The sequence below is a fragment of the Chitinibacter bivalviorum genome (assembly GCF_013403565.1).
Taxonomy (GTDB): Bacteria; Pseudomonadota; Gammaproteobacteria; order Burkholderiales; family Chitinibacteraceae; genus Chitinibacter; species Chitinibacter bivalviorum.
In genome coordinates this window covers 1,336,527-1,363,233 of the sequence record NZ_CP058627.1, presented here as the reverse complement: position 1 = coordinate 1,363,233, position 26,707 = coordinate 1,336,527, and the positions used below count along the sequence as shown (strand labels likewise).

Here is a 26,707-nt window from a genome sequence, read left to right as displayed (position 1 = left end):
ATGTTTTCAGCATAGAGAGTCAATAGCTTGATCGCTAGTGCAATGCAACAAGGGCCAGCATTGCGCTGGCCCTTATTCGATTAACCGTACACAGGTTTAAATAAATCACTCAAACCCTGGCCTGGTGAAGGCTGGCGCATGAACGCTTCACCGACCAGATAAGTGTGCACATTGTGATCGCGCATCAATTGCACATCGGCGGCGGTATGAATGCCACTCTCGCACACGGCAATGCGGCCATCGGCGACGATGCGCGGCAGCAAATCAATCGTCGTTTGCAGGCTGACTTCAAAGGTGCGTAGATTGCGGTTGTTTACACCCAAGAGCGGGGTTTTTAGCTGCAGCGCCGCATCGAGTTCTTCTGCATTGTGTACTTCCACCAACACACCCATGCCCAGACCGTGTGCAATCGCTTCAAAATCCTGCATTTGCTTCACATCGAGCTCGGCGGCAATCAGCAAAATGCAATCCGCCCCCCAAGCGCGCGCTTCATAAAACTGATATTCATCGACCATAAAGTCTTTGCGCAAGGCGGGAATCGAGCACGCCGCACGCGCTGCTTTCAGGTAATCCGCATGACCTTGGAAATACTGCACATCGGTCAATACCGACAAACACGCCGCGCCATGGGCTTCGTAATCGGGGGCTATTTCAGCCGGTACAAACGGATCGCGCATCACGCCTTTCGAAGGGCTGGCTTTTTTAATCTCGGAAATCACCGCCGCCTGTTTGATGGCATGCTTGGTGCGAATCGCGCCGACAAAATCGCGGTGGTCTTTGTTCGCCTCAGCTTGTGCGCGAATTTCGGCGAGCGGGATCAGTTTTTTGGCTGCAGCGACTTCTTCATACTTCGTCGCCCAGATTTTTTTCAGGATGTCAGACATATTCTTTGCTCAAAATAAAATTAAAGGCTGCGCCCATCAAAGACTTCTACCGTTAGTTCCAACGGCTCAAGGCCTTCAAGGCAGCCCACATTCACGCGGTAGTAGCCCGCTTTGCGTAGCGTTTGATGGAAAGGGTAAATGCCACACACTTCGCAGAAATAATGCTTGGCCACGCCGCTGCCAAATTGATACACGCTCAGTTGCTCTGCGCCTGATTCAATCACCAATTCTTCAGGTGAATAAATATGTGGCGTCATCAGTGCGCCTTTACGTTGGCAGATCGAGCAATTGCAGCGCACACCGGAGGTGATTTCGGGCGAAACAACGCGAAATTTTATCGCGCCGCAATGGCAGCTACCGTGGTAGGTTTTCATGCTTGCGCCAAGCTTTGGGTAAATTTGATCAGCGCATCAAGCTTGGCTTTGGCTGCGCCGCTGGCCAGCGCTTCGTGCGCGGCGTTGATGCCGTCTTCTAGCGTTACGGCCAAGTTGGCGGCGTAGATCGCTGCGCCGGCATTCAGCAAGACGATGTCGCGGCAGGGGCCTGTGAGTGAGCCGTTCAAGATGCCTTCGATAATCGCTTTGGATTCAGCTGCATTGCTGGCGTGTAGTGTTTTGATGTCGGCCAGCTCAAAGCCCAACTCGCGTGGATCGAATTCGTATTCAACAATCTCACCATCTTTCAATTCGGCGATCATCGTTGGCGTGCTGATCGAGATTTCGTCCATGCCGTCTTTGCCATGTACGATCAGTATATGCTTGGAGCCCAATTGCTTTAAGACTCGCGCCTGTATACCCACCAGATCAGGGTGGAAAACGCCCATCACTTGATTGTCTGCGCCCGCAGGGTTGGTCAGTGGCCCAAGGATATTGAAAATCGTGCGCACGCCGAGCTCTTTGCGTACAGGCGCGACGTATTTCATCGCGCTGTGATGATTGGGCGCAAACATAAAGCCTAGGCCGACTTCGTCGATACACTGGCCGACTTGTTCGGCAGAGAGGCTCAGATTCACGCCAAAAGCTTCGAGCACATCGGCTGAGCCTGAGCTCGACGAGACTGAACGGCCACCATGTTTCGCCACTTTCGCGCCCGCTGCGGCGGCGACAAAGGCCGAGCAGGTCGAGATGTTGAATGTGTGCGCGCCATCGCCGCCGGTGCCACAGGTATCCACCAGATGGCTGCGATCTTGCACTGCGACTTTAGTTGAAAACTCGCGCATGACGGTTGCCGAGGCTGCAATTTCGGATACGCTTTCAACTTTGGTGCGCAAGCCCATCAGCAGTGCGGCAGTTTGTGCCTGTGTCATTTCGCCTGACATAATCTGGCGCATCAGATGCAGCATTTCGTCGTAAAACAGCTCGTTATTGTCGATCAGGCGGTTCAGTGCGGCTTGGATGGTGATCATTTGCTATCCCTAGTTTTTATGTTGAGGACGTAAAGAAGCCGACCTTGGGTCGGCTTGAGTCTGGCATTACGCCCATTCTTTTAGGAAATTCTCGAGCATTTTATGCCCGTGTTCAGTCAGTATCGATTCGGGGTGAAATTGCACGCCCTCGATTGCCAAAGTTTTGTGGCGCACACCCATAATCTCGCCGTCTTCCGTCCACGCCGTTACTTCAAGGCAATCGGGCAGTGATTCGCGCTCAATGGCCAGCGAGTGATAGCGAGTGACCGTGACTGGGGAGGGTATGTCTTTGAACATCCCGACATCATTATGGATTACAGGCGATACCTTGCCATGCATCAGTATTTTGGCGTGGATGATTTTGCCGCCAAAGGCTTCACCAATCGATTGGTGGCCCAAGCAAACGCCCATGATCGGTAGCTTGCCAGCAAAGTGCTTGATTGCGGCAACCGAAATACCGGCTTCGAGTGGTGAGCATGGCCCGGGTGAAATCACCAAGTATTTGGGCTTCATCGCTTCGATTTGTTCGATGGTGATTTCGTCGTTGCGATGCACATGCACGTCTTGGCCCAGTTCGCCAAAATATTGCACGAGGTTGTAAGTAAAGCTGTCGTAGTTATCGATCATCAAGAGCATGGCTAAATCCTTTGTGTGCAAGTGCGGGGCGGTCTCGATACAAATTAGGCGTCGAGGCCTTGGCTGGCTAATTCAGCGGCGCGCAACACGGCGCGGGCTTTATTGAGCGTTTCTTGCCATTCACTTTGCGGTACCGAATCGGCGACGATGCCGGCACCTGCTTGCATATACAGTGTTGAATTTTTGATCACGGCGGTGCGCAGCGCGATTGCCACATCCATATCGCCGTTAAAGCCCAGATAACCGACCGCGCCTGAATACACGCCGCGTTTGGTCGGTTCCAGCTCGTCGATGATTTCCATCGCGCGCACTTTCGGCGCACCAGAGACCGTACCGGCGGGGAAGGTGGCTTTGAGTACGTCAATCGCGGTTTGTTTTGGTTTGAGTTTGGCCTCAACGCTAGAAACGATGTGCATCACATGTGAGTAGCGCTCAACGATCATTTTGTCGATCAGTTTGACTGAGCCAGTTTGAGCGACGCGGCCCGCATCATTGCGGCCCAAGTCGATTAGCATCACGTGCTCGGCGATTTCTTTTTCATCGGCCAGCAATTCGGTTTCGAGTGCTAAGTCTTCTGCGCGATCTTTGCCGCGCGGACGAGTGCCAGCAATTGGGCGCACGGTGACGGTGTCGTCTTCGAGGCGAACCAAGATCTCAGGCGACGCGCCGACGATATGCATATCGCCAAAGTCGTAATAGAACATATACGGCGATGGATTGATGCTGCGCAGCGAGCGGTACAGCGACATCGGCGACGCGGCAAATGGTGCGCTCATGCGCTGTGCCAGTACAACCTGCATCACGTCGCCGTCTTTGATGTATTCCTTGGCTTTCAGTACGGCGTCTTTGAATGGCTGTTCGCCAAATTCGGAAACCGGCGTGCCATGCGTTTGAACGGGCAGCGAGAAGGGGATTTGTGCTGGCTCGCGCAGTTTCATCCGCAGTTCAAGCAAGCGAGCTTCGGCCACATCAAAGGCATTGTCATTGCTTGGGTTGGCATACACGACGAGATACAGCTTGCCCGATAGATTGTCGACGACGACGATTTCTTCGGACAGTAACAATTGAATATCGGGCGCGCCGATTGGGTCGGGTTTGTTGCACTCGGCTAGTTTGCGCTCGATATAGCGGATCGTTTCATAGCCGAAATAGCCAACCAGTCCGCCCATAAAGCGCGGCAGGCCTTTGGTGGGCGGCGCTCTAAAGCGCGCTTGATAGCTTTCAATAAAATCGAGCGGGTTGCCATCGTGCGTTTCGATGACTTGATCATCGTGAATCAGCTCGGTGCGTGTGCCACAGACTTTGATGCGGGTACGTGCAGGCAAGCCAATAAATGAGTAGCGGCCAAAACGCTCGCCACCCACGACAGATTCAAGCAGATAAGAATAAGGGCGATTGGCGAGCTTCAAATACACCGAAAGCGGCGTATCAAGATCAGCAAATAGCTCGGAAATCAAAGGAATGCGGTTGTAGCCTTGCGCTGCAAGGTCTGCAAATTCGGTACGCGAAATCATGGATTTAACTCCGGTTATGGATGAGAAGAGCGTGTGGACGCGATTTCAGCGACGCCATCGCCATTCAAGCCAGATTTCTGCGGAGTGGAATGCCATGATTGTAGGTCTATAGATTGGTTTGCAATAAACAGCATCGATTGTGCTGCAAGCGGCTTGGAGCGTCAAATAATCTCGATTTTTTCCTGTGTTTTGGGTGTCAGGGCGCACTTTAGTTACAGCGCGGCTTGACAGCTTTGGTAGAATCTCATTTTTAGTGCAAACAATGTGAACTCACGATGCTGACATTGCATAACTCTCTCGCCCGCGAAAAGCAGGAATTCAAACCCATTACTCCAGGTCATGTGAACATGTACGTCTGCGGCATGACCGTATACGACTACTGTCATATCGGCCATGCACGGATGGTTGTGGTGTTTGACGTGGTCGCGCGTTGGTTGCGCGAGAGTGGGTTTCACGTGAATTACGTGCGCAACATTACCGATATTGATGACAAAATCATCAAGCGTGCGGTCGAAAATGGTGAGTCGATCCAAAGTCTGACTTCGCGTTTTATCGATTCGATGAATGAAGATTTCGCGGCGCTGGGCATTATTCGCCCCGATCACGAGCCTCGCGCCACAGATCACGTCGGCGGGATGCAAGCGATTATCAGCAAGCTATTTGATAAAGGCTTGGCGTATCACGCACCGAATGGCGATGTGTATTACTCGGTGAAAGATTTCGACGGCTACGGCAAATTGTCGCGCAAAGATTTTGACGAGCAACGCGCTGGCGAGCGTGTTGAGGTCGATTCAAATAAACGCGATCCGCGCGATTTCGTACTGTGGAAAGCGGCTAAAGCCGATGAGCCGAGCGACGTGAAATGGGATTCGCCATGGGGCAAAGGTCGTCCGGGCTGGCATATCGAATGCTCGGCAATGTCTTGCCACCATTTGGGTGAGCATTTCGATATTCACGGTGGCGGTGAAGATTTGCAATTCCCGCACCACGAAAACGAAATTGCCCAATCCGAAGGCGCGCACGGCCAGCAATATGTGAACTACTGGCTGCACAACGGCTTTATCAATGTCGATAACGAAAAAATGTCGAAAAGCCTCGGCAACTTCTTCATTATTCGTGAAGTGCTGCAAAAGTTTGATGCTGAAGTGCTGCGTTTCTTTATTTTGCGCGCCCACTACCGCAGTCCGCTCAATTACAGCGATGTGCACTTGAATGATGCGAAAAACGCGCTGACACGCCTGTATACGGCGCTGAAAACGGTGTCGCCTGCGGACGTTGCCATTGATTGGAATGATCCATTGGCGGCACGTTTCAAAGTGGCGATGGATGATGACTTTGCGACGACCGAAGCGGTGGCGGTGTTGTTTGAATTGGCCGCTGAAGCCAATAAACACGCCGGTACTGAATTGGGTGCGCAAAAAGCCGGTTTGCTCAAGGCTTTGGGCGGCGTGCTTGGCTTGCTGCAGCGCGATCCGCAATCTTTCCTGCAGGCTGATGTTGGGGCGGAAGGTGAGTGGACTGCGGAAAAAATCGAGGCCGCCATCGTGGCGCGTCGTGAAGCGCGTGCTGACAAAAACTGGGCAGAAGGCGATCGAATTCGTGATGAATTGGCTGCGGCAGGTATTGTGCTGGAAGATAAAGCGGGTGAGACGACTTGGCGTCGTAACTAATTTGCTGGCTAGTGAAAATAAAAAACCGCCATCAAGGCGGTTTTTTTTATGTGACTTCATTTTATTCGGTTTTAACGACCGGTGTAATGCCCAGTGCTTTGAGTTTTTTTACTGCTGCATCGGCTTCTGCTTTGGTTTTAAACGGCCCAATTTGAACGCGTGTTTCGAGATATGCAGGAATTCCAGCTTGTTGCAGTTGCCCAAGTAATTTCTCGGCGTTGTTCGAGAGTAAAAATACCCCAGCTTGTACGCTATAGCCGCGAGTGCTATTCACGGGTGCTGGATAGGCAAGCGCAGGCTTGCTAATGATCGGGCTGTTTGTTGTATTTGGCGTTGCTGGCTGAGGTTCTGCTGTGGGTAGTGGTTTTGCAAGGGGTATCGCTGTAGCAATGATGGTTTTATTTGCTTTTGGCTCAATACGTGGGGTTGGTATTGCTTGCGGGATATTTTCGATTTTTTGAATTTTAGTCGCGGGAAGTGAAGTCGTTATCACGGCCGTTGCAACAGGACTTGGGGTTGAAGTAATAGCAATGACAGCACTGGCAGTCGGATTTGCAGTCGGACTTGGATTTGGAGAAGCGCTCGCCACCGCGCTGGCTACGCTAGAGGCGACTTCTGCTGCTTCGCTGGCGTTGAGTTCTGGTGCAATTTGTGGAATTTGCAGATTGGGTGCGGCATTTTCCTGGCTTTTTTCTAGCCATGCGATACCAAATAGAATGGCGGCGATTAATCCGCCCGCAATACCAAGGCGCCAAAGTAGCTGGGTTTTCAGCTGTTGCTGCTCTTTTTGCTGAAGGATTGGGTCTAGACCTTCACTCATTCTCTCTGCATGCCATTTGTAAGTGTTATAATGGTCGGCTATTTGCCTAAACTTTAGTCAATTGAATGTCCTTGCCAAGCAAATGCACTGGCCAAAGGCTATCTGATATTGAGCTTGGGCAGCAAAATTCTTTCGTGTTTGTTAACAAAACTAAACATATAAACCCACTGGAGCATAAAAAATGACAATCGAACGTACTATTTCCATCATCAAACCAGATGCAGTTGCAAAAAATGTAATCGGTAAAATTTACGACCGTTTCGAGTCTGCTGGCTTGAAAGTCGTTGCTGCAAAAATGAAACAACTGTCACGCGCTGAAGCTGAAGGCTTTTACGCAGTTCACAAAGAACGCCCTTTCTTTAATGATTTGGTGAACTTTATGATCTCTGGTCCAGTCATGATTCAAGTATTGCAAGGCGAAAACGCCGTATTGAAAAACCGCGAATTGATGGGCGCAACTAACCCGAAAGAAGCGGCTGCTGGCACGATCCGCGCTGATTTCGCTGCGAGCATCGACGCGAACGCAGTTCACGGTTCAGATAGTTTGGAAAATGCAGCGATTGAAATTGCTTATTTCTTTGCTGCTTCAGAAGTTTACGGCGCTTAATTGAACGCTGCGGAGCACACGATCATGTCATTAAATTTGTTGGATTACGATGCTGAGAGACTCGGCCAATTGATGGTGCAAATGGGGGAGAAGCCTTTTCGCGCCAAGCAATTGCTCAAGTGGGTTCATCAGCGCGGCGCCGCTGATTTTGACGTGATGAGCGATATTGCCAAGTCGTTTCGTCAGAAACTGACTGCAGAGGCCTGTGTTGCTCCGCCATCGATGATGGCCGAACAAATTGCCCAAGACGGCACCCGCAAGTGGTTGCTTGATGTGGGTACTGGCAACGGTGTGGAAGCTGTTTTTATTCCTGAAGACGACCGCGGGACTTTGTGTGTGTCGAGTCAGGTTGGCTGCGCGCTCGACTGTACGTTTTGTTCGACGGCACGCCAAGGTTTTAATCGTAATTTAAGTACGGCCGAGATTATTGGCCAATTGTGGTGGGCCAATCAGCGCTTGTCATTTGACGCTGCTCGCTTGGGTAATGCGGTCAATGACGATACCCGTATCGTGTCGAATGTTGTGATGATGGGTATGGGTGAGCCGCTGGCTAACTACGATAATGTTGTCGCCGCAATGCGTTTGATGCTCGATGATAACGCGTATGGCTTGTCGCGCCGTCGTGTGACATTGTCTACATCGGGGATGGTGCCGCAACTTGATCGCCTGCGTGAAGATTGCCCAGTGGCATTGGCGGTGAGTTTGCATGCGCCGAATGATAAAATTCGTGACGAAATTGTCCCGATTAATAAAAAATACCCATTAAAAGAATTACTTAATGCCTGTAATCGTTATCTGGAAAAAGCGCCGCGCGATTTCGTGACGTTTGAGTACGTAATGTTGGCAGGGATTAATGATCAACCAGAGCACGCTCGCCAACTGGTGGATTTGGCGCGTTCGGTGTCTTGTAAATTTAACTTAATACCGTTTAATCCATTCCCCAATTCAGGCTATGCTCGCTCTGGGCGTGAAGCAATTGCGCGTTTCCGTGATATTCTCACTCAGGCAGGCTACATTGTGACAGTGCGCAAAACACGTGGTGATGAAATTGATGCCGCGTGTGGTCAGTTGGCGGGGCAGGTGCTGGATAAAACTCGCAGAACTGAAAAAATGGCAGAGACGCGCCCGATTTTGTTTCAACAAAAATAAGGCTAAATAATGAAAAAATTCTGGATGGTTGCTTTATCTGTTTTGCTGATGCAAGTTGCCTTTGCGGATGATGATGTTGGCCCTCCGGAGCAGCGCGCTGCGACACGAACCAGTTTGGCTTCTGAGTACTATAAACGTACTTTATACGCAGTTGCCATTGATGAGGCCAAAAAGGCTTTGCAAGCCGTGCCAGATTATGCGCAGGCCTACAATGTATTGGCCTTGTCTTATTTGGCTTTAAGAGATGAAGCTTCCGCGAAATCATATTTCGAGCTTGCGATTAAAGCAGCACCAAAAGATCCGGATATTAATCACAATTATGCAAATTACTTGTGTGATCGTAGTGATTTCAAAAACGCATTTACACGATACGAAATCGCATTAGGTAATCCGCTGTATCCTACGCCTGAAGCAACCATGCTTGCCGCTGCAAATTGCGCTCAAAAAGCAGGTGATAAGGCCTTGATGAGGCAATATCTGGTTCGTGCGAATAAGCAGCAATCACAAAATTTACAGGTGAAGTTTCAGTTAGCCAATGTACTGCTTGAAGAGGGTGATTTACCTCAAGCGAAACAGTTATTTATCGAAGTTTTACGTGCCATTCCAAAGTCGCCGCCAGAATTGCTCTGGCTGGGGGTAAGAATCGAACGTAAAATTGGCAACAAAGAATCTGAGGCACGCTACGCAAACGAATTGCGCCGGATGTATCCTGATTCATTAGAAGCAACCAAGCTCCAGACCGGACGTTATGACTGATCAGATAGAAAATACTGCTAATAATACTTTTTTACCTGCTGGGCGGCAGTTACGTCTTGCTCGTGAGGCCAAGGGTTTATCGGTTGACGACATTGCAGGGCAATTAAAACTAGCTCGTCGCCAAATTGAGGCGATTGAAAAAGAAGCTTTTGATGAGTTGCCAAGTAATCTATTTATTCGTGGATTTGTGCGCAACTATGCAAGATTGGTAGGCTTAGATGTAGAACCTTTGCTGCAATATCTTGCAACGGTATTGCCTGAAGAGCGAGTGCAAAGTGTACTTCCCAGCTCAAGTGCCGAAGATGGCTCGACTGTTATGCTTAGTGAACGATCATCAGGTTCTCGCTCAAGCTTATTGCTGATCATGTCCCTGATTGGCATGTTTATTGGAGTTGCTGCTGTTTACTGGTATTTGCAGCAACCTTCAAGCCCAGACCTTGCATTGGCCGAAGTGTCTACGCCGGAAGTAGTTGATGCTTCCGTTGTGGCACAAGCATCTTCGGTAGAGGTGGCTGCCGTCGCGTCAGTGGCAAGCGCGGCTACTACAGTTGCGGTAGCTTCTGCACCCATTGTCAGCCCTAATGCAGCTGTCGTAGCAAGTGCTGTATTGGCTGCGACACCCGTGGCCAGCAAAGTCACTCAAGCTGCTTCGGTTGTTGCAGGCGAAGTTGAGCTAGCTTTGATGACAGAATCAGATAGCTGGGTGCAAATTGTTGATGCGAATGGTAATAAAGTGATGTCTGAAATTGTACGTCCTGGCTTTGAGCGCAAAGCCTCAGGAAAGCCGCCATTTTCAGTAAAAATCGGCAATGCGCCAAAAACTAAACTTTTTATGCATGGTCAGCCAGTTGATTTGAATAGCTATATCAAACCTGGCTCGGATGTTGTTAATTTGGAACTGAAATAATTCATGTCTAGCCCGATTTTGCGTCGTAAAACTCGTCAAGTACTCGTTGGAAATGTCTGGGTAGGTAGTGATCACCCCGTTATGGTTCAATCAATGACCAATACTGATACGGCTGATGCAGAAGCAACTGCGCGTCAGGTGTTTGAGTTATGGCGTGCGGGCTCTGAGGCAGTTCGAATTACGGTCAATAGTGCTGAAGCTGCTGCTCAGGTCGCAAATATCAAAACCAAGCTCGAAAATTGGGGTTGTAAAGTACCGATGGTAGGGGACTTTCACTTTAATGGTGACCGTCTGCTCCGCGACTATCCCGACTGTGCTGAAGCCTTGGCAAAATATCGCATTAATCCTGGTAATGTAGGTAAAGGTAGTAAACGCGATGAGAAATTCGCGTTCATGATTGAAAAAGCCGTTCAATACAATAAACCGGTCCGTATTGGTGTTAATTGGGGTTCGCTTGATCAAAGTATTGCTGCGCGCATGATGGATGAAAACTCAAAACGAGCGCAGCCTATGACTGCAGAAGCGGTCATGCGTGAAGCCTTAATTGTTTCGGCACTAGAGTCTGCTGATCAGGCCATTGCTTGGGGTTTATCGCCAGATAAAATCCTGCTCTCGTGTAAAGTCTCTCACGTACAAGATCTGATCGCGGTGTATCGTGATTTGGGTGCTCGTTGCGATTATCCACTGCATCTGGGTTTGACCGAAGCGGGTATGGGTTCAAAAGGTATTGTTGCCTCGAGTGCTGCTTTGGCGGTATTAATGCAAGAAGGGATAGGCGATACAATCCGTATTTCTTTGACGCCAGAGCCCAATGGTGATCGCACCAAAGAGGTGGTTGTCGCGCAGGAACTATTGCAGACGATGGGCTTGCGTAGCTTTACGCCCTTAGTGACCGCGTGCCCTGGTTGCGGTCGTACAACTTCGACGGTTTTTCAAGAGTTGGCGCAAGATATTCAAAATTTCTTGCGTGAACAAATGCCGATTTGGCGTGCGCAATATCCTGGTGTTGAGGATATGAAAGTTGCTGTCATGGGCTGTGTTGTAAATGGTCCTGGTGAATCTAAATTGGCGGATATTGGTATTAGCCTGCCTGGTACTGGCGAGGTGCCTGTCTGCCCCGTGTATGTCGATGGCGAAAAAGATGTCACGCTCAAGGGTGATAATGTTGCCCAAGAGTTTCAGGCGATCGTTGAAAATTACGTCTTGACCCGTTATGGAGAAAATGGCGCTAAACGTCGATTGGATGCGCCAAAAATTATTCCATTGGCTCAAATTTAATCTTTAGTTTTAGGTAGAACAATAAAAATGGCTCAAACCATTCAAGGTATCCGCGGCATGAACGATGCGCTGCCGGATGAAACGCCGCAATGGCAGTTTTTTGAACGTGTTACTCGCGAGTGGCTGGCTGCTTATGGTTATAAGCAAATCCGCATGCCGATTGTAGAGTCGACGCATTTATTTGTGCGCGGGGTTGGTGAGCACACCGACATCGTTGAAAAAGAAATGTATGCCTTTGAAGATAGCCTCAATGGTGAAAAACTCACGCTGCGCCCTGAGGGTACTGCCGGATGTGTGAGGGCATGTATTGAACATGGATTGCTGTATAACCAAACTCAGCGCCTATGGTATATCGGCCCGATGTTTCGCCATGAGCGGCCGCAAAAAGGTCGCTTGCGTCAGTTTCATCAACTTGGTGTTGAAGCCTTTGGTTTTGCCACGCCAGATGTCGATGCCGAGATGATTTTAATGTTGGCCGACCTATGGCCACGCTTAGGTTTGACTGGGCTGAGTTTAGAGCTAAATTCTTTGGGTAATGCCGACGAGCGTGCTGCGCATCGTGCAGAGTTAATCAAATACCTTGAGGGGTATGTTGATGTACTCGATGAAGACAGCCGTCGTCGTTTATATACCAACCCATTACGCGTATTAGATACAAAAAACCCAGCGTTGCAGCAAATGGCTGAGAATGCACCGCGTCTAAGTGACTTTTTGGGTGATGAATCAAAAGCTCATTTTGAAGGCGTGAAATTGCTTCTTGATGATGCTGGGATTGAATATAAAATCAATCCGCGCTTGGTGCGTGGGCTGGATTATTACAATCGCACGGTTTTTGAGTGGGTAACCACTGAGCTTGGTGCACAAGGTACGGTTGCCGCTGGTGGACGTTATGATGGGCTCGTTGAGCAATTGGGCGGCAAGCCATGTCCTGGCGTCGGTTTCGCCATGGGGATTGAGCGATTGCTCTTGCTGCTTGAAGCCCAAAAAATAACCGCCCCCGCATCGGCTCCTGATGTTTATGTCATTAGCCAAGGTGACGAGGCGGCACGCTATGCATTTACCGCAGCGCGTCAGATGCGAGCTTTAGGGCTCAATGTGATATATCATGCTGGCGGCGGCAGCTTTAAATCACAATTTAAAAAAGCCGATCAATCAGGGGCGCAGTTTGCTGTCATTGTGGGCGAAGGTGAAATGCAAGCTGGTACGGTAAATGTTAAAACACTGACGGGCGTTAAACAGGGCGAACAACAAACTGTAGCGCAAGATCAGTTGGCAAATTTGATTTGTAGTCTTAAATAATCGAGGACAACATGGCAGCTTTTGACTTACAAGAACAAGAACAGATTGCCGAGCTTAAAGCTTGGTGGCAAAGCTGGGGTCAAGCATTGGCGCTGGTACTCGGCGCAGCGCTGATCGCTTATGCCGCATGGACTGGTTGGCAAACTTGGCAAAAACGCCAGGTTGCACAGGCGGCTGAAATCTATGCTCAGATGCAGGCACAGGGCATGGATGAGGTGAAATTTAACTCGGCTTTAAGTCAGTTGAAAACTGAATACTCAAGCACGCCTTATTCCTCACGCGCAGCCTTAGCTGCCGCGAAAATGGCCTATATGAAAGGCAATCCAGTGAAGGCGACGACTGAACTAAATTGGGTCATTAGCAACTCCAAAGAAGTCACCTTGCGCGATACTGCGAAATTACGACTAGCCGGTATCCTGATGGATGGCCAAAAATACGATGAAGCACTCGCGCTGATCAAAACACCGGAAGAAGAAAGCTACTCCGCGCTGTTTGCAGAGATGCGTGGTGATTTAATGGTCGCGAAAAAAGATAATGCCGCGGCAGCTGATGCATATCGCCAAGCAATTGCAAAATTGCCTAAAGATGCTCCTAATTTGAAGCTAGTTGAAGTGAAGCTTGATGTGCTTGGAGTGAAGTAATATGCGCGGTTTGCGTTTTGCTTTGTTGGTCAGCGTAGTGGCTCTGACCGCTTGTTCCTCGGTGAGCAATCAGCCAGATCCATCGCCTTTGCCTGTCATTGAATCAAAAGTGCAGCCAAAACTTGTTTGGAAAAACGAGATTGGTAGTGAAACTGAATTTCGCTTTCAACCTGTGTTTAGCGGTGATTTGGTGGCTGTTGTCGGTGGAAAGAGTCAAGTTGCATTGCTTGATCGTAATTCAGGCCAGACAAAGTGGAAAATCACACTGCCACAAGAGGTGGCTGGTGGCGTCGGAGTTGGCTCAGGTTTATTAGCAGTTGGTAGTCTGAAGGGCGATGTGACTGCGCTGGATGTCAGCAATGGCAAAATAGTCTGGACGGTAAAAGCATCGAGTGAAGTCATTTCAGCGCCAGTCGTTGCCAATGATTTGGTAATTGTTCGTTCCAATGATGGGAAAGTGACTGCATTTTCTGCCAGTACTGGCACAATGAAATGGATCTATCAGCGCCAGCAACCTCCATTGCAATTGCGTAATTATGCTGCTCCAATTGTTGCTGAAGGTATCGTTTATGTTGGACAAGCGGCGGGACGTCTTTCTGCGCTGGCTGTGGATGATGGTCGCGTGCTTTGGGAGGCGCCAATTGCATTGCCACGCGGTGCAAGCGAATTAGAGCGCGTAACCGATATTGTTGCGCCACCTGTGGTTCATGCTGATATGGTATGTGCAGTTGCTTTCCAAGGTCGGATAGCGTGCATAAATACGAAAAATGGCTCTTTGATCTGGACTCGTGACGTTTCGAGTTGGTCGGGTTTAGCAATTGATGAACGATATGTGTATGTGTCCGATGTAAAGGGTCATATCAGTGCGTTTGAGCGCAACACGGGTCGTTCTGTTTGGAAGCAGGAAAAACTTGCATATCGCTTTGTAAGTGGTCCTGCAGTATTGGGTAATCAGGTTGTAGTAGGTGATCTTGAAGGTTATTTGCACTATCTTGACCCTGAAGATGGGTCTTTGGTCGGTCGATTGGCCACCGATGGCAGTCGTATCTATTTAGCACCTCAGTCCAATGGCTCGCAAGCTGTTGTTCAGACGAGTAAAGGCGGATTGTATCTGCTTGGTGCACAGTAAGAGAATTGAATGAAACCTACTATCGCCTTAGTTGGCCGCCCAAATGTGGGCAAATCTACATTATTTAATCGTCTCACCAAGACGCGTGATGCGCTGGTTGCTGATCAACCGGGTTTAACGCGCGACCGCCATTATGGCCATGGGAAAGTGGGTGAAAAGCCATACCTAGTGATTGATACCGGCGGTTTTGAGCCGGTTATTGATGAAGGTATCATGTTTGAAATGGCCAAGCAGACACTGCAGGCCGTGGATGAGGCTGATGCGATTGTATTTATTGTTGATGGTCGCAATGGTTTGACGCCGCAAGATAAGATTATTGCAAATCGTCTGCGTCAAGGTGACCGCCCAGTTTGGGTTGCGGTTAACAAGATCGAAGGCATGAATCGTGCAGTGATGACTGCTGAGTTCCATGAGTTGGGCTTGGGTGATCCTGTCGCGATTTCAGCTACTCACGGTGAAGGTGTTCGTGACCTAATTAACGAAATTTTGGAAGGGTTTCCTGAGCCTGAGCCGGAAGAAGAAATTACTCACCCAATGTTTGCTATCGTTGGCCGCCCTAACGTGGGTAAATCAACGCTAGTAAATACGATTTTGGGAGAGGAGCGTGTCATTGCTTTTGATGCGCCAGGTACAACCCGAGATTCGGTGTTTATTGATTTTGAACGAAATGGTCAAAACTATACAGTGATCGATACCGCTGGCGTGCGCCGCCGCGGCAAGGTGACTGATATGATCGAGAAATTCTCGGTTATTAAAACCATGCAGGCGATCGAAGACTGTAATGTGGTTATTTTGGTGCTTGATGCAACGCAAGATGTGTCAGATCAAGATGCAAAAATTGCTGGTTTTGTATTAGAGTCTGGACGCGCTTTGGTGGTGGCCATTAATAAGTGGGAAGCTGCTGATGAAGAGCAGCGAGATAAAATCAAACGTGAGATTGCTCGCAAGCTTGCATTCCTTGATTTTGCTAAGTTCCACTATATTTCTGCATTACAGGGTAAGGGTGTTGGTGATTTGTTCGGATCTATTCATCAAGCGTATGACGCGGCAATGATTAAGATTCCAACGCCAAAATTGACCCGTGCTTTGCAGTTGGCTATGGAGCGTCAACAACCGCCTATCGCGGGTAAGATTCGTCCCAAAATGCGCTATGCTCACCAGGGGGGGAGTAATCCGCCTGTGGTGGTGATACACGGCAATGCGCTTGAGGCTGTGCCTGCATCTTATTGGCGTTATCTGGAACATTTCTTTATGAAAACGTTCAAATTGCAAGGTACTCCATTGCGGGTCCAGTTTAAGAAGGGTGGTAATCCATTTGAAGGTAAGGCGCCCCCAAAATTAAATCGCCGCGGTAATAAGTGAATTTGCTGATTGTAAGCTGTTGAAAAGTGTACTATAAGCGTAAGATGTATTGACTCAAGCCGTATAGACGGATAATTAAATAACAAGCCGGAGAATAAAAATGAGTGCTAAGGGGCAAATGTTGCAAGATCCTTTTTTGAACATCTTGCGCAAAGAGCATGTGCCAGTGTCGATCTATCTGGTTAATGGTATTAAATTGCAAGGTCAAATTGAATCGTTTGATCAATATGTGGTGTTGCTGCGCAATACCGTGACACAAATGGTGTACAAACATGCAATTTCTACCGTTGTTCCGTCACGCTCGGTGAATGTGCCGCATGATAATCCAGCAGCAGCGTCGACTGAAGACTGATCTTTGATTGGTTGGGTATTTTTAAACCCCGAAAGATTTTGTCTTTCGGGGTTTTTTCTTCTTGGGATTCAAGTTTTTGTCCCCATCTAATTGCAATAAGCTCTTTGAATTGAGGTCTGCATGTTTGAACGCCATCAGGGCGGTGATGAAGCGATTTTAGTTTGCCTTGATTTTGGTGAGGCAGATTATCGAGATGGCATTGACGAGTTTGTTGAGCTCGTTAAGTCGGCAGGGGTTAAACCGCTGCAGATCATTGAAGGCAAGCGTCAGCGACCTGACCCCGCCTACTTTTGCGGTAGTGGTAAAGCCGATGAGATTGCGCTCGCAGTTTCAGAACATCAAGCTCAACTCGTGATTTTTAATCACCAACTTTCTCCGGCACAAGAGCGCAATCTTGAGAAAAAGGTGCAGTGTCGCGTGCTAGATCGTACCACGCTGATTTTAGATATTTTTGCTCAGCGAGCACGAACTGCCGAGGGTAAACTGCAAGTTGAATTGGCCCAGCTCGCGCACATTCAAACACGCTTGATTCGCGGCTGGACTCACCTTGAGCGACAAAAGGGTGGGGTTGGTTTGCGTGGACCAGGTGAGTCTCAGCTAGAAACCGATAGACGACTGATTGGCATTCGTGTGAAGCGACTAAAAGATCAGCTTGTAGTGGTGCAAAAGCAGCGCGCTACTCAGCGTAAAGCACGTGATCGAAATGGGCAGTTTACGGTTTCAATCGTTGGCTATACTAATGCAGGTAAATCAACATTATTCAATGCTTTAACAAAAGCTAAAATTTATGTGGCCGATCAATTGTTTGCAACGTTGGATACAACAAGTCGGAAGTTGTATTTAGATGCAGAGCATTCAATTGTCCTATCTGATACGGTAGGTTTTATTCGTCAATTGCCGCATACGTTAGTGGCTGCATTTCGAGCAACATTGGAAGAAACCATCAATGCCGATGTGTTATTGCATGTCGTAGACATTAACCATCCGATGCGCGAATTGCAAATTAGTGAAGTCAATAAAGTGCTGCATGAAATTGGTGCGGAACATATTCCACAGTTGATGGTCTTTAATAAGATCGATCAGAAGTCATTGCCGCCAGAAATCGTGCGTGATGAATATGATAAAATCCAAGAAGTAAAATTAAGTGCAATCCATGGTGATGGCCTTGATTTGCTCCGTGCCGCGTTGATTGAAGCAATGAGCCAATCACAAAAGGAAGAATAAATGAGTCAGAACGATCCGCAATGGGGTGGTGGTCGCAAAGGAAATAATGGTGGCCCGCCTGATTTGGACGATATTTTTCGCTCGGTTACCGAGAAGATTAATCGCTTTTTCGGTGGGAAATCAAATCCGGGTCTGCCCCCAGTCAGCAACAAAAACAGCTCAACAGGCGCTGCTCTGGTTGCTGGTGCGCTCCTAGTGTTGTGGGTTGGATCTGGATTCTATGTGGTTGATGAGCGAGAAAATGCGGTTATTACTCGTTTTGGTAAATACATGGAAACCGTTGAAAGTGCAGGTTTGAAATGGCACTTACCGTATCCAATTGAATCGCGTGAAATCGTTAACGTCACCGAGTTGCGTAGTCTCGAAGTTGGCGTCGTTGCCGAAGGTGCTGCTGGTGATAAAAGTTTGATGCTAACGGGCGATCAGAACATCATCGAAGTCCAGCTTGAAATTCAATACAATTTGAAATCAGCGCGTGATTTTTTATTTAACAATCGTTTGGCTGATCGTGATGGCCGAGATGTTGTTAAACAGGCCGCTGAAACCGCTATTCGCGAAGTTGTCGGTAAAAATAAAGTCGACTACGTACTCAATGAAGGTCGTGGCAAGATCGGTGAAGATACTAAAGAGATTATTCAAGATCTTTTGAATAAGTACGGTGCAGGCATCTCGATTTCGCGTGTCAATATCTCGGATGTTCAGCCCCCCGAACAAGTCCAAGCTGCGTTCAGCGACGCAGTCAAAGCGCGTCAAGATCGTGCTCGCTTGATTAACGAAGGTACGGCCTACGCAAATGATGTAGTCCCAAAAGCGAGTGGTATGGCCGCGCGCTTAAAAGAAGAAGCGTTGGGTTATCGTCAGCAAGTCGTGGCACGTGCTGAAGGTGATGCATCTCGATTCCGCCAGATCGCCGCTGAGTATGCAAAAGCACCGCAAGTAACGCGTGACCGTATGTATTTGGATACGATGCAGACCGTCTTCCAAAATACGACGAAGGTGATGGTCGATCAAAAATCAAATGGCAATCTGCTCTATCTGCCATTAGATAAATTAATGCAGATGAATTTGCCAGCAAATACAGTTGCACCTGCTGCAGCCCCCGCTGCTGCACCCAAGGCCGATGAAGCACCAGCTGCTCAGTCAAACGAAACTCCTGCTGCCCGCGCGAATCGCGGTGAGCGCGACGGTCGATAAGGAGACTGCGTAATGAATAAACTCATGACTGTCGTTGCAGCCATTTTTCTGGGGCTTTTCGCGTTTTCATTGACCTTTTTTACGCTGGATCAACGCCAATATGCGGTGGTTTTTCAGTTCTCTGAAGCCGTGCGCGTCATTAAAGATCCTGGTTTTCATTTCAAAATACCGTTGCTACAGGAAGTGCGTTATTTTGATAAACGCATTCAAACTATCGATGAAGAGGTCCCTGCACGTATTCAAACCATCGAGAAAATGAACGTGAAAGTCGATAGCTACATCAAATTTCAGATTGTCGATGTAGAAAAATACTATAAGGCTGTTGGTCTGGATCAGCGCAAAGGTGTCGATCGTCTGCGTAATACCGTCAATAATATGTTGCGTGATGAGTTCGGTAAGCGCACGGTGCAAGACGTTATTTCTGGCAAACGTGACGAAGTGATGACATATGTCCAGAAGGTGGCGGATATTGACGCAGCACGTATTGGCGTGAAAGTGGTTGATGTGCGTATCAAGAGGGTTGAATTTGAAGACAGCACTTTAAATTCGGTTTACGAGCGCATGCAGTCTGAACGTAAAGCTGTTGCGAGCCAATTACGGGCGGAAGGTAGTGCCGCAGCGGAACAAATTAAAGCGGATGCGGATAAACAACGCGAAGTGATCTTGGCAGATGCGTATAATATCGCTCAGCAAATGAAGGGTGAGGGCGATGGTAAGGCTGCTGCCATTTATGGCGATGCTTATGGTAAAAACCCTGAGTTCTATGCGTTTTATAAGAGCTTGGATGCCTATAAACAGAGCTTTGCCAAGAAGAGCGATGTCATGGTTGTCGATCCAAGCTCTGAATTCTTTAAGTACATGAAGAATCCACGCGCAGGTTCCGGCAAATGAGTAGTGAGTTGTGGCTTGGATTGGGCTTGATGCTGGTGTTTGAAGGTATTATGCCCTTTGCCTTGCCACAAGTTTGGCGCTCTACCCTTAAAAGAATGTCTGAAATGAGTGATCGCCAGATCCGTACGATAGGTTTTTGCTCATTGATAGCTGGATTATTAATTTCGCTGGCGGTTAAATAGCCCTCTAGGGGTATTGCCTCCAATACTATGAATGACGCCCACTCCATGCTGATACATGGTGTGGGCATTTGGTTTGTATAGACTATGCGTAACTGGATTCTCCCCGAATATATTTCTGATGTTTTACCTTCAGAAGCGCGCCAAATTGAAAGCATGCGTCGCCGCCTGCTCGATCAATTTACCTTGTATGGGTACGAGCAAGTTGAACCCCCCTTGGTTGAGTATGTTGAATCACTGCTCACACAACAAGACGCCGCGCTGGACTTAAAAACATTCAAATTGGTTGATGAACTGTCTGGCCGTCAGATGGGCTTGCGTGCTGATATCACGCCGCAAGTCGCTCGGATTGATGCGCATATCCTCAATCGACAAGGCGTGACTCGTCTGTGCTATACCGGCTCGGTCCTTTGCACCCGCCCTGATGGCTTATTGTCGACGCGACAACCGCGACAAATCGGCGCGGAAATGTATGGTTGCGCTGACTTAGCTGCTGATGTCGAAATTATTGAATTGATGTTTGCTAGTCTGGCTGAGGCAGGAATAAAAGACATTAGTTTGGAAGTTGGCCATATTGGTTTATTCAATGCCATCGCTGATGCGGCCAATTGGCAAGGCGAACAACGGCAGGCTGCATTTAATGCTTTGCAGCAAAAAGACACGCCTACCTTGGCTGCGCTATCCGTAAAACTGAACGAAGAGCTGCGTACAGGCTTAATGGCGCTGCCAACAAGTTATGGCGATGTCAGTATTTTAGAGCGAGTTCGTTCTCTGCTGCCCGCTTTACCACAAATTACCGTGGCTCTTGATAATCTGCAGCAGTTATATGCGGCATTGACTGTACGCGGTATTGCTGTGCGTTTTGATCTGGCTGAATTACCGGGCAGCTACTACCATACTGGTTTGGTCTTTAACGCCTACGCTAAGGGCTTTACCAATGCAGTTGCTCGTGGCGGCCGCTACGATAGTGTTGGCGAAAAATTCGGTCGTTCTCGCCCTGCAACCGGTTTTAGCATTGATTTGCGCAGCCTAACTTCGGTGCCATTTCCAGCCCGCAAGGCCGGGATTTTGGCGCCACAAGGCGAAGAGGCGAGCTTGCTGGAAATGATCCGCTCCTTGCGCGCACAGGGCGAGATTGTGATTGTTGATCTCGGTGTCGAGCAATCGGAAGTCCATGTTGATCGCACCCTGCAGCAAAAAGAGGGTGTTTGGCAAGTCATAAGTCTGTAAAAATTAAGCCGTTTTAGCAAAAAAATAGCTGGCTCAAACAGCGTTTTGAAGTTAAAGTTCGGTCGCAATGTTACGTGGGTAGCATTGCCAAATTATTTTGTGTTTTATGCATCGAGGTTTGGGAATGAGCAGAAATGTAGTCGTGATCGGTACCCAATGGGGCGACGAGGGTAAGGGCAAGATTGTTGACTGGCTGACTGATCACGCACAAGGCGTGGTTCGCTTTCAGGGTGGTCACAATGCGGGCCATACGCTGATTGTTGGCGGCAAAAAGACTGTTCTGCGTCTGATTCCTTCGGGCATTTTGCACCCAGGTAAAGCATGTTTCATCGGCAATGGCGTGGTGATTTCTCCTGAAGCCCTGCTCAAAGAAATCGACGAGTTGACTGCTGCTGGCATCGATGTGATGAGCCGCTTGCGCATTTCTGAAGCATGTCCGCTAATTTTGCCTTACCACATTGCCATTGACCAAGCGCGTGAAGCTGCGAAGGGCGAGAAAAAAATCGGTACAACGGGTCGCGGTATCGGCCCAGCTTACGAAGACAAAATCGCGCGTCGCTCGATTCGTCTGCAAGATTTGTATCATCCAGAGCGCTTCGCAGCAAAATTGCTGGAAAACCTCGATTGGTACAACTTTGCACTGAAAAACTACTTCAACGCGCCAACGTTGGATTACCAAACAATTTACGATGAAACACTGGCATATGCTGAACGTATCAAGCCAATGCTGGGCGATGTGTCACGCACTTTGTACGAAATGAACAAAGCGGGCGAGCCATTGTTGTTCGAAGGCGCGCAAGGCACGCTGCTCGACGTCGATCACGGTACTTATCCATACGTGACTTCAAGCAACTGCGTTGCCGGTGCTGCTGCACCAGGTGCAGGTGTTGCGCCGCAAATGTTGCAATACGTATTGGGTATCGTAAAAGCGTACACCACACGTGTTGGTTCAGGTCCATTCCCAACTGAATTGTTCTGTGATGTTGGCGCTGGCTTGGCTAAGCGCGGCAATGAGTTCGGTTCGGTAACGGGTCGTCCACGTCGTTGCGGCTGGTTTGACGCAGCTGCACTGAAACGCTCGATCCAGATCAATGGTGTGTCAGGCTTGTGCGTGACCAAGCTGGACGTGATGGACGGCATCGAAACGATCAAATTGTGCGTTGGCTATAAGATTAATGGCGTTGAAACTGACATCTTGCCAGTGGGCGCGGATGACATCGCTTTGTGCGAGCCAATCTACGAAGAAATTCCAGGTTGGACTGAAAGCACTTTCGGCGTGAAAACGTGGGAAGGTTTGCCAGCCAATGCGCGTGCTTACCTTGAGCGTATTGCGCAAATTTGTGAAGCGCCAATTGATATCGTTTCAACTGGCCCAGATCGCGAAGAAACTATCGTATTGCGTCACCCATACCACGGCTAATCAGCCAGGGTATTGAGGTAGTAAAAAGCCCCGTTTCGACGGGGCTTTTTGTTTGCGAGCGCAGTGCTAATTATTTATTGTTTACTCTTCCAGGAAGGCAAACAGCTCATCGAAGCGATGAATAATCGCATCTGCACCCATGCTTTCCAGCTCGCTGCCATAGCCATAGCTGACCAGTACCGATGCGCAACCCGCGTTTTGTGCGGCCAGGATGTCATTCTTTGAATCGCCTACCATCAGCAAGTTGTCCACCTCAATGCCTAATTGATTGGCAACGTGTTGCATGGGCAGTGGGGAAGGTTTGCGTTCTGCCAAAGTGTCGCCAGATACGATGACATCAAAGTGCTCAAACACCCCCAGCTCGCGCAGCAGCGGCAGGGTAAACCGCTCGGGTTTATTGGTCACGATTGCCAGCGGCAGACCACGCTCGTGCAACGCATGTAACGTCTCTTGCACTTTGGGGTAAAACTTGGTGGCAATCGTGAGGCCTGCACGGTAATGCAGATTGAACTGCGCCATGCCCTGTTCTTGTAGCGCTGTGCCGGTAAATTGCGCTTTGGCGTCGTCGGCCAACACACGGGCTACCAAAACCGCAGCGCCATCCCCGACGTAGCTTTCGACTGTAGCGGTTGCGAGTGGCGTCAGCCCTAAGTCGCTGCGCGCTGCATTGGCCGCGCGTGCTAGATCTTGCAATGAATCGACGAGTGTTCCGTCTAGATCAAATGCAATTGCTTGAATACTCATGCTGTTCTCTGTATTAAATATGGCTGGGTATATGCTTTAAGTTTAATTGTCAAATGGCTTTGAAGCATATACCCTTTGATTCTTATTTGATGAGCTGGAAGATTTTGTCTAGCGGACGGCCAATTGCCGCCTTGCCATTATGAATCAGAATAGGGCGCTCGATCAGTTTTGGGTGGATGGCGAGCAGGTGAATAATTGTCTCTTCATCCAGCGTTTTCCCTGCTGACAATTCGCGCCACAATTCTTCTTTACTACGGACCAGCGCCAAAGCAGGCAAATTTAATTGCCCAAGCAATTCGCGAATTTGAGCCTCGCTCAGAGGCTCGTCCAGATAACGCCAAATTTCAGGCGTATGGCCAGCCTCTTCAAGTGCTGCGAGTGCTTCACGGCTTTTGCTACAGCGCGGGTTATGCAGTAATTTCATTGTTTTCCCTAGATTACACAGTGGCCAGTTGCGCACGCATTTGATCGATGACCGCTTTGTAGTCGGGCTGGCTATAAATGGCCGAGCCAGCGACAAAGGTATCAATCCCAGCGGCTGCAATTTCAGCGATATTATCAACTTTCACGCCACCGTCGATTTCCAACCAGATTTCACGGCCTGTTTTGGCTGTGTAGGCGTCGATCAGCGCACGCGCTTGGCGAGCTTTATCGAGCGTTGCCGGGATAAACGATTGACCGCCGTAGCCAGGATTCACCGACATCAGCAAAATCATGTCGATTTTATCCATCACATAATCAAGATAATGTAGCGGTGTTGCGGGGTTAAATACCAAGCCTGCTTTACAGCCCGAGTCACGAATTAAGCCGAGCGAGCGATCAATGTGCTCGGACGCTTCAGGGTGAAAAGTAATAATATTCGCGCCAGCTTTGGCAAAATCAGGGATGATGCGATCTACGGGTTTAACCATCAAATGCACGTCGATCGGTGCATCGGTCCATGGACGAATCGCGTCGCACACCAAGGGGCCAATCGTTAAGTTGGGTACATAGTGATTATCCATCACATCAAAGTGAATGATATCGGCACCAGCCTCGATCACATTTTTCACTTCTTCGCCCAGACGAGCAAAGTCAGCAGATAAAATACTTGGAGCAATGCGGTAGGTCATATCGAAATTCCAAATGGGTTGACTTGATTATGCCAGTTTGCCACTGAGCCATAAAAGCAATCTGATTAGCAACAAATTGTGTTGCATTCCTTGGTATTCTGCAGCATGGCCGCATTTACTCCGGATAAGGGGAAAACATGGAACACAACTATCATATTCGAGTCTTGGCACGCCCATTTTATTTGCCAGAGCAGTCCAATGAGGCGTCTGAGCAATACACGTTTGCGTATCAAATTACGATAGAAAATACGGGAACGATTACGGCAAAACTCATTGCCCGACATTGGATTATCGAGGACGCCACTGGCAAAACGCAGGAAGTGCGTGGCCTTGGCGTCATTGGCGAGCACCCTGAGCTGGCACCCGGCGAAATTTATGAATACACCAGTGGCGTGACACTGGAAACCCCGGTGGGCACCATGCGTGGTACTTATCAAATGATTGCGGCTGATGGCACCGAGTTTGAAGCGCAGATCGAGCAATTTGTACTTTCTATGCCAAGGACACTTCATTAATGCCTCCATCAACTGCTGAATCGAGCGCCAAAACTACCAATAATTGGCAAACCTTGGGCACCTTATTGCCTTATTTATGGCAATACAAAACACGAGTTATTTTGGCGCTGACTTTGTTGGTGCTGGCCAAAGTGGCCAATGTAGCCGTGCCTTTGGTATTAAAAGACATTGTTGATCAACTCGGCACCAAAGATGTTGCCTTGGCTTTGCCCGTGACTTTAATCCTTGGCTACGGCGCGCTGCGTTTAAGCTCTGCTGTGTTTGGCGAGATGCGCGATGCGGTGTTTGCCAAAGTAACCCAAGGCGCAATCCGCAAAATTGCCTTGCAAGTATTTGAGCATTTGCATCGCTTGTCGCTGCGGTTTCATCTGGAGCGTCAAACCGGTGGTATGAATCGGGATATTGATCGCGGCACCAAAGGCATTGCATTTTTATTGAATTTTACGCTGTTTAATATTCTGCCGACCTTGGTCGAGATTGGCTTGGTGGCGGCAATTTTACTGCAAAAATATCATTGGACCTTTGCTGCCGTGACTTTTGGCACCATCGTGCTGTATATCGGTTTTACGTTGGGGATTACCGAGTGGCGGATGCATTTCCGTCGCGAGATGAATGACCTGGATTCGAAGGCGAACACCAGAGCGATTGACAGCCTGATCAACTATGAAACGGTCAAATACTTCGGCAATGAGCGTTGGGAAGCTGAGCGCTATGATCTCAGCTTGGCCAAATGGGAAACTGCAGCAGTAAAAAATCAGGTGTCATTGTCATTTTTAAATGCAGGTCAGGCCACGATTATCGCCTTAGGCGTCACCTTGCTGGTCGGCATGGCGGCCAATGGCGTGGTGAAAGGCACCATGACACTGGGTGATTTGGTCTTGGTCAATGCCTTTTTATTGCAACTCTATGGTCCGCTGAATTTCTTGGGCTTTGTGTACCGAGAAATCAAAAACTCACTGGCCGACATGGAAAAAATGTTTGGCCTGATGGGGCGTAATGCCGAGGTCAAAGATCGTGAAGCGGCGCAAAACGCGGCGCTAACTGACGCCCAAGTGCAGTTTAATCAGGTTGATTTTTCCTACGATAGTAATCGGCCAATTCTGCATGGCGTGAGTTTTAGTATTCCGGCGGGCAAGACCGTCGCTGTGGTTGGATCAAGTGGCGCGGGCAAATCGACGTTGTCGCGTTTGCTGTATCGTTTTTACGATGTAAATGCTGGCGCGATTACGATCAATGGAGTCGATGTTCGCGATATGGTGCAGAGCAGTTTACGCGCGCAAATTGGGATCGTGCCGCAAGATACCGTGCTGTTCAATGACACGATTTATTACAACATCGCTTATGGTAAACCGGATGCGACGCGTGACGAAGTCATCGAAGCCGCCAAGTCGGCGCATATTTATGATTTCATTATGCAATTACCCGATGGCTTTGACACGACGGTGGGTGAGCGTGGCCTCAAGCTCTCTGGTGGTGAAAAGCAGCGTGTTGCCATCGCGCGCACGGTACTTAAAAACCCACCCATTCTGATTTTTGACGAAGCCACCAGTGCGCTAGATTCACACACTGAAAAAGCGATTCAGGCCGAATTAAAAGCCATCTCGGCAAATCGTACGACTTTGGTTGTAGCCCATCGTTTATCGACGATTTCAGATGCGGATGAAATCTTGGTGATGCGAGAAGGGCAAATTGTCGAGCGCGGCACGCATCGCAATTTGCTGGCGAGCAATGGCGTGTATGCGCAAATGTGGGCCTTGCAATTGCATGAAGAGGGTGAGCAAGACTAAGC

Annotated in this window: 28 protein-coding genes; 19 read left to right on the top strand and 9 right to left on the bottom strand. The window is 48.9% G+C overall.

The features are described 5' to 3' along the window. Window positions 1-80: 80 nt before the first annotated feature. The 5 genes from trpC to trpE all read right to left on the bottom strand — a co-directional run bounded on the left by trpC (window position 81) and on the right by trpE (window position 4,439). A complete protein-coding gene (gene trpC, locus HQ393_RS06460; protein WP_179358014.1) occupies window positions 81-884 on the bottom strand; it encodes an indole-3-glycerol phosphate synthase TrpC in 804 nt (267 codons plus the stop codon). 20 nt (window positions 885-904) lie between these two features. Then, entirely contained in the window at window positions 905-1,258 is a 354-nt protein-coding gene (locus HQ393_RS06455) for a GFA family protein (protein ID WP_179358013.1), read from the bottom strand. Further along, entirely contained in the window at window positions 1,255-2,289 is a 1,035-nt protein-coding gene (gene trpD, locus HQ393_RS06450) for an anthranilate phosphoribosyltransferase (RefSeq protein WP_179358012.1), read from the bottom strand. The genes HQ393_RS06455 and trpD overlap by 4 nt, the downstream gene beginning before the upstream one ends. 66 nt (window positions 2,290-2,355) lie before the next feature. After that, on the bottom strand, window positions 2,356-2,925 hold the full coding sequence (locus HQ393_RS06445; RefSeq protein ID WP_179358011.1) for an anthranilate synthase component II: 570 nt from the start codon (window positions 2,923-2,925) through the stop codon (window positions 2,356-2,358). Window positions 2,926-2,969: 44 nt separating this feature from the next. Next, a complete protein-coding gene (trpE, locus tag HQ393_RS06440; protein WP_179358010.1) occupies window positions 2,970-4,439 on the bottom strand; it encodes an anthranilate synthase component I in 1,470 nt (489 codons plus the stop codon). Window positions 4,440-4,714: 275 nt separating this feature from the next. Here trpE and cysS point away from each other — a divergent pair, with 275 nt between their 5' ends. Beyond that, window positions 4,715-6,109, top strand: a complete 1,395-nt coding sequence (cysS, locus tag HQ393_RS06435; RefSeq protein WP_179358009.1) for a cysteine--tRNA ligase — start codon at window positions 4,715-4,717, stop codon at window positions 6,107-6,109. Between the two features lie 61 nt (window positions 6,110-6,170). Here cysS and HQ393_RS06430 read toward each other — a convergent pair whose 3' ends face one another. Then, window positions 6,171-6,929, bottom strand: a complete 759-nt coding sequence (locus HQ393_RS06430; protein ID WP_179358008.1) for an SPOR domain-containing protein — start codon at window positions 6,927-6,929, stop codon at window positions 6,171-6,173. A 181-nt stretch (window positions 6,930-7,110) separates the two neighbouring features. Here HQ393_RS06430 and ndk point away from each other — a divergent pair, with 181 nt between their 5' ends. The 16 genes from ndk (at window position 7,111) to HQ393_RS06350 (ending at window position 22,547) form a co-directional block, all read left to right on the top strand. Beyond that, entirely contained in the window at window positions 7,111-7,536 is a 426-nt protein-coding gene (ndk, locus tag HQ393_RS06425) for a nucleoside-diphosphate kinase (RefSeq protein WP_179358007.1), read from the top strand. Window positions 7,537-7,560: 24 nt separating this feature from the next. Continuing rightward, a complete protein-coding gene (rlmN, locus tag HQ393_RS06420; RefSeq protein WP_179358006.1) occupies window positions 7,561-8,685 on the top strand; it encodes a dual-specificity RNA methyltransferase RlmN in 1,125 nt (374 codons plus the stop codon). 9 nt (window positions 8,686-8,694) lie between these two features. After that, window positions 8,695-9,441: a tetratricopeptide repeat protein gene (locus tag HQ393_RS06415; RefSeq protein ID WP_179358005.1), complete on the top strand. Its 747-nt coding sequence runs from the start codon at window positions 8,695-8,697 to the stop codon at window positions 9,439-9,441. Then, on the top strand, window positions 9,434-10,348 hold the full coding sequence (locus HQ393_RS06410; RefSeq protein ID WP_179358004.1) for a helix-turn-helix domain-containing protein: 915 nt from the start codon (window positions 9,434-9,436) through the stop codon (window positions 10,346-10,348). Before HQ393_RS06415 ends, HQ393_RS06410 begins: the two co-directional genes overlap by 8 nt. A gap of 3 nt (window positions 10,349-10,351) precedes the next feature. Beyond that, window positions 10,352-11,626 (top strand): flavodoxin-dependent (E)-4-hydroxy-3-methylbut-2-enyl-diphosphate synthase, encoded by a 1,275-nt coding sequence (ispG, locus tag HQ393_RS06405; protein WP_179358003.1) that lies wholly within the window; start codon window positions 10,352-10,354, stop codon window positions 11,624-11,626. A 27-nt stretch (window positions 11,627-11,653) separates the two neighbouring features. Then, window positions 11,654-12,925: a histidine--tRNA ligase gene (hisS, locus tag HQ393_RS06400; protein WP_179358002.1), complete on the top strand. Its 1,272-nt coding sequence runs from the start codon at window positions 11,654-11,656 to the stop codon at window positions 12,923-12,925. A gap of 11 nt (window positions 12,926-12,936) precedes the next feature. Then, window positions 12,937-13,566 (top strand): YfgM family protein, encoded by a 630-nt coding sequence (locus HQ393_RS06395; protein ID WP_179358001.1) that lies wholly within the window; start codon window positions 12,937-12,939, stop codon window positions 13,564-13,566. 1 nt (window position 13,567) lies between these two features. Then, entirely contained in the window at window positions 13,568-14,695 is a 1,128-nt protein-coding gene (gene bamB, locus HQ393_RS06390) for an outer membrane protein assembly factor BamB (protein WP_179358000.1), read from the top strand. Window positions 14,696-14,704: 9 nt separating this feature from the next. Next, window positions 14,705-16,057 (top strand): ribosome biogenesis GTPase Der, encoded by a 1,353-nt coding sequence (der, locus tag HQ393_RS06385; protein WP_179357999.1) that lies wholly within the window; start codon window positions 14,705-14,707, stop codon window positions 16,055-16,057. Window positions 16,058-16,157: 100 nt separating this feature from the next. Continuing rightward, window positions 16,158-16,409 carry an RNA chaperone Hfq gene (gene hfq, locus HQ393_RS06380; protein ID WP_179357998.1) on the top strand — a complete coding sequence of 84 codons (252 nt, stop codon included), beginning with the start codon at window positions 16,158-16,160 and terminating at the stop codon, window positions 16,407-16,409. Window positions 16,410-16,529: 120 nt separating this feature from the next. Next, entirely contained in the window at window positions 16,530-17,633 is a 1,104-nt protein-coding gene (gene hflX / locus HQ393_RS06375; protein ID WP_179357997.1) for a GTPase HflX, read from the top strand. Further along, on the top strand, window positions 17,634-18,827 hold the full coding sequence (gene hflK, locus HQ393_RS06370) for an FtsH protease activity modulator HflK (protein WP_179357996.1): 1,194 nt from the start codon (window positions 17,634-17,636) through the stop codon (window positions 18,825-18,827). A 12-nt stretch (window positions 18,828-18,839) separates the two neighbouring features. Further along, window positions 18,840-19,718, top strand: a complete 879-nt coding sequence (gene hflC / locus HQ393_RS06365; RefSeq protein WP_179357995.1) for a protease modulator HflC — start codon at window positions 18,840-18,842, stop codon at window positions 19,716-19,718. Next, the gene (locus HQ393_RS06360; RefSeq protein ID WP_179357994.1) at window positions 19,715-19,900 is read left to right on the top strand and encodes a DUF2065 domain-containing protein; all 186 of its coding nucleotides are present in this window, start codon (window positions 19,715-19,717) and stop codon (window positions 19,898-19,900) included. Before hflC ends, HQ393_RS06360 begins: the two co-directional genes overlap by 4 nt. 84 nt (window positions 19,901-19,984) lie before the next feature. Next, window positions 19,985-21,127, top strand: coding sequence for an ATP phosphoribosyltransferase regulatory subunit (locus tag HQ393_RS06355; RefSeq protein WP_179357993.1), 1,143 nt, complete (start codon window positions 19,985-19,987; stop codon window positions 21,125-21,127). Window positions 21,128-21,251: 124 nt separating this feature from the next. Further along, window positions 21,252-22,547 carry an adenylosuccinate synthase gene (locus HQ393_RS06350; RefSeq protein WP_179357992.1) on the top strand — a complete coding sequence of 432 codons (1,296 nt, stop codon included), beginning with the start codon at window positions 21,252-21,254 and terminating at the stop codon, window positions 22,545-22,547. An 81-nt stretch (window positions 22,548-22,628) separates the two neighbouring features. On the opposite strand, the gene HQ393_RS06345 is transcribed toward HQ393_RS06350, so the two are convergent. The 3 genes from HQ393_RS06345 to rpe all read right to left on the bottom strand — a co-directional run bounded on the left by HQ393_RS06345 (window position 22,629) and on the right by rpe (window position 24,403). Next, on the bottom strand, window positions 22,629-23,291 hold the full coding sequence (locus HQ393_RS06345) for a phosphoglycolate phosphatase (RefSeq protein WP_179357991.1): 663 nt from the start codon (window positions 23,289-23,291) through the stop codon (window positions 22,629-22,631). A gap of 82 nt (window positions 23,292-23,373) precedes the next feature. Next, window positions 23,374-23,715 carry an arsenate reductase (glutaredoxin) gene (arsC, locus tag HQ393_RS06340; RefSeq protein WP_179357990.1) on the bottom strand — a complete coding sequence of 114 codons (342 nt, stop codon included), beginning with the start codon at window positions 23,713-23,715 and terminating at the stop codon, window positions 23,374-23,376. 13 nt (window positions 23,716-23,728) lie between these two features. Continuing rightward, the gene (gene rpe / locus HQ393_RS06335; protein WP_179357989.1) at window positions 23,729-24,403 is read right to left on the bottom strand and encodes a ribulose-phosphate 3-epimerase; all 675 of its coding nucleotides are present in this window, start codon (window positions 24,401-24,403) and stop codon (window positions 23,729-23,731) included. 137 nt (window positions 24,404-24,540) lie between these two features. On the opposite strand from rpe, the gene apaG reads away from it, so the two are divergent. Beyond that, the gene (apaG, locus tag HQ393_RS06330) at window positions 24,541-24,918 is read left to right on the top strand and encodes a Co2+/Mg2+ efflux facilitator ApaG/CorD (protein ID WP_179357988.1); all 378 of its coding nucleotides are present in this window, start codon (window positions 24,541-24,543) and stop codon (window positions 24,916-24,918) included. Further along, window positions 24,918-26,705 carry an ABCB family ABC transporter ATP-binding protein/permease gene (locus HQ393_RS06325; protein WP_179357987.1) on the top strand — a complete coding sequence of 596 codons (1,788 nt, stop codon included), beginning with the start codon at window positions 24,918-24,920 and terminating at the stop codon, window positions 26,703-26,705. The genes apaG and HQ393_RS06325 overlap by 1 nt, the downstream gene beginning before the upstream one ends. Window positions 26,706-26,707 lie beyond the last annotated feature (2 nt).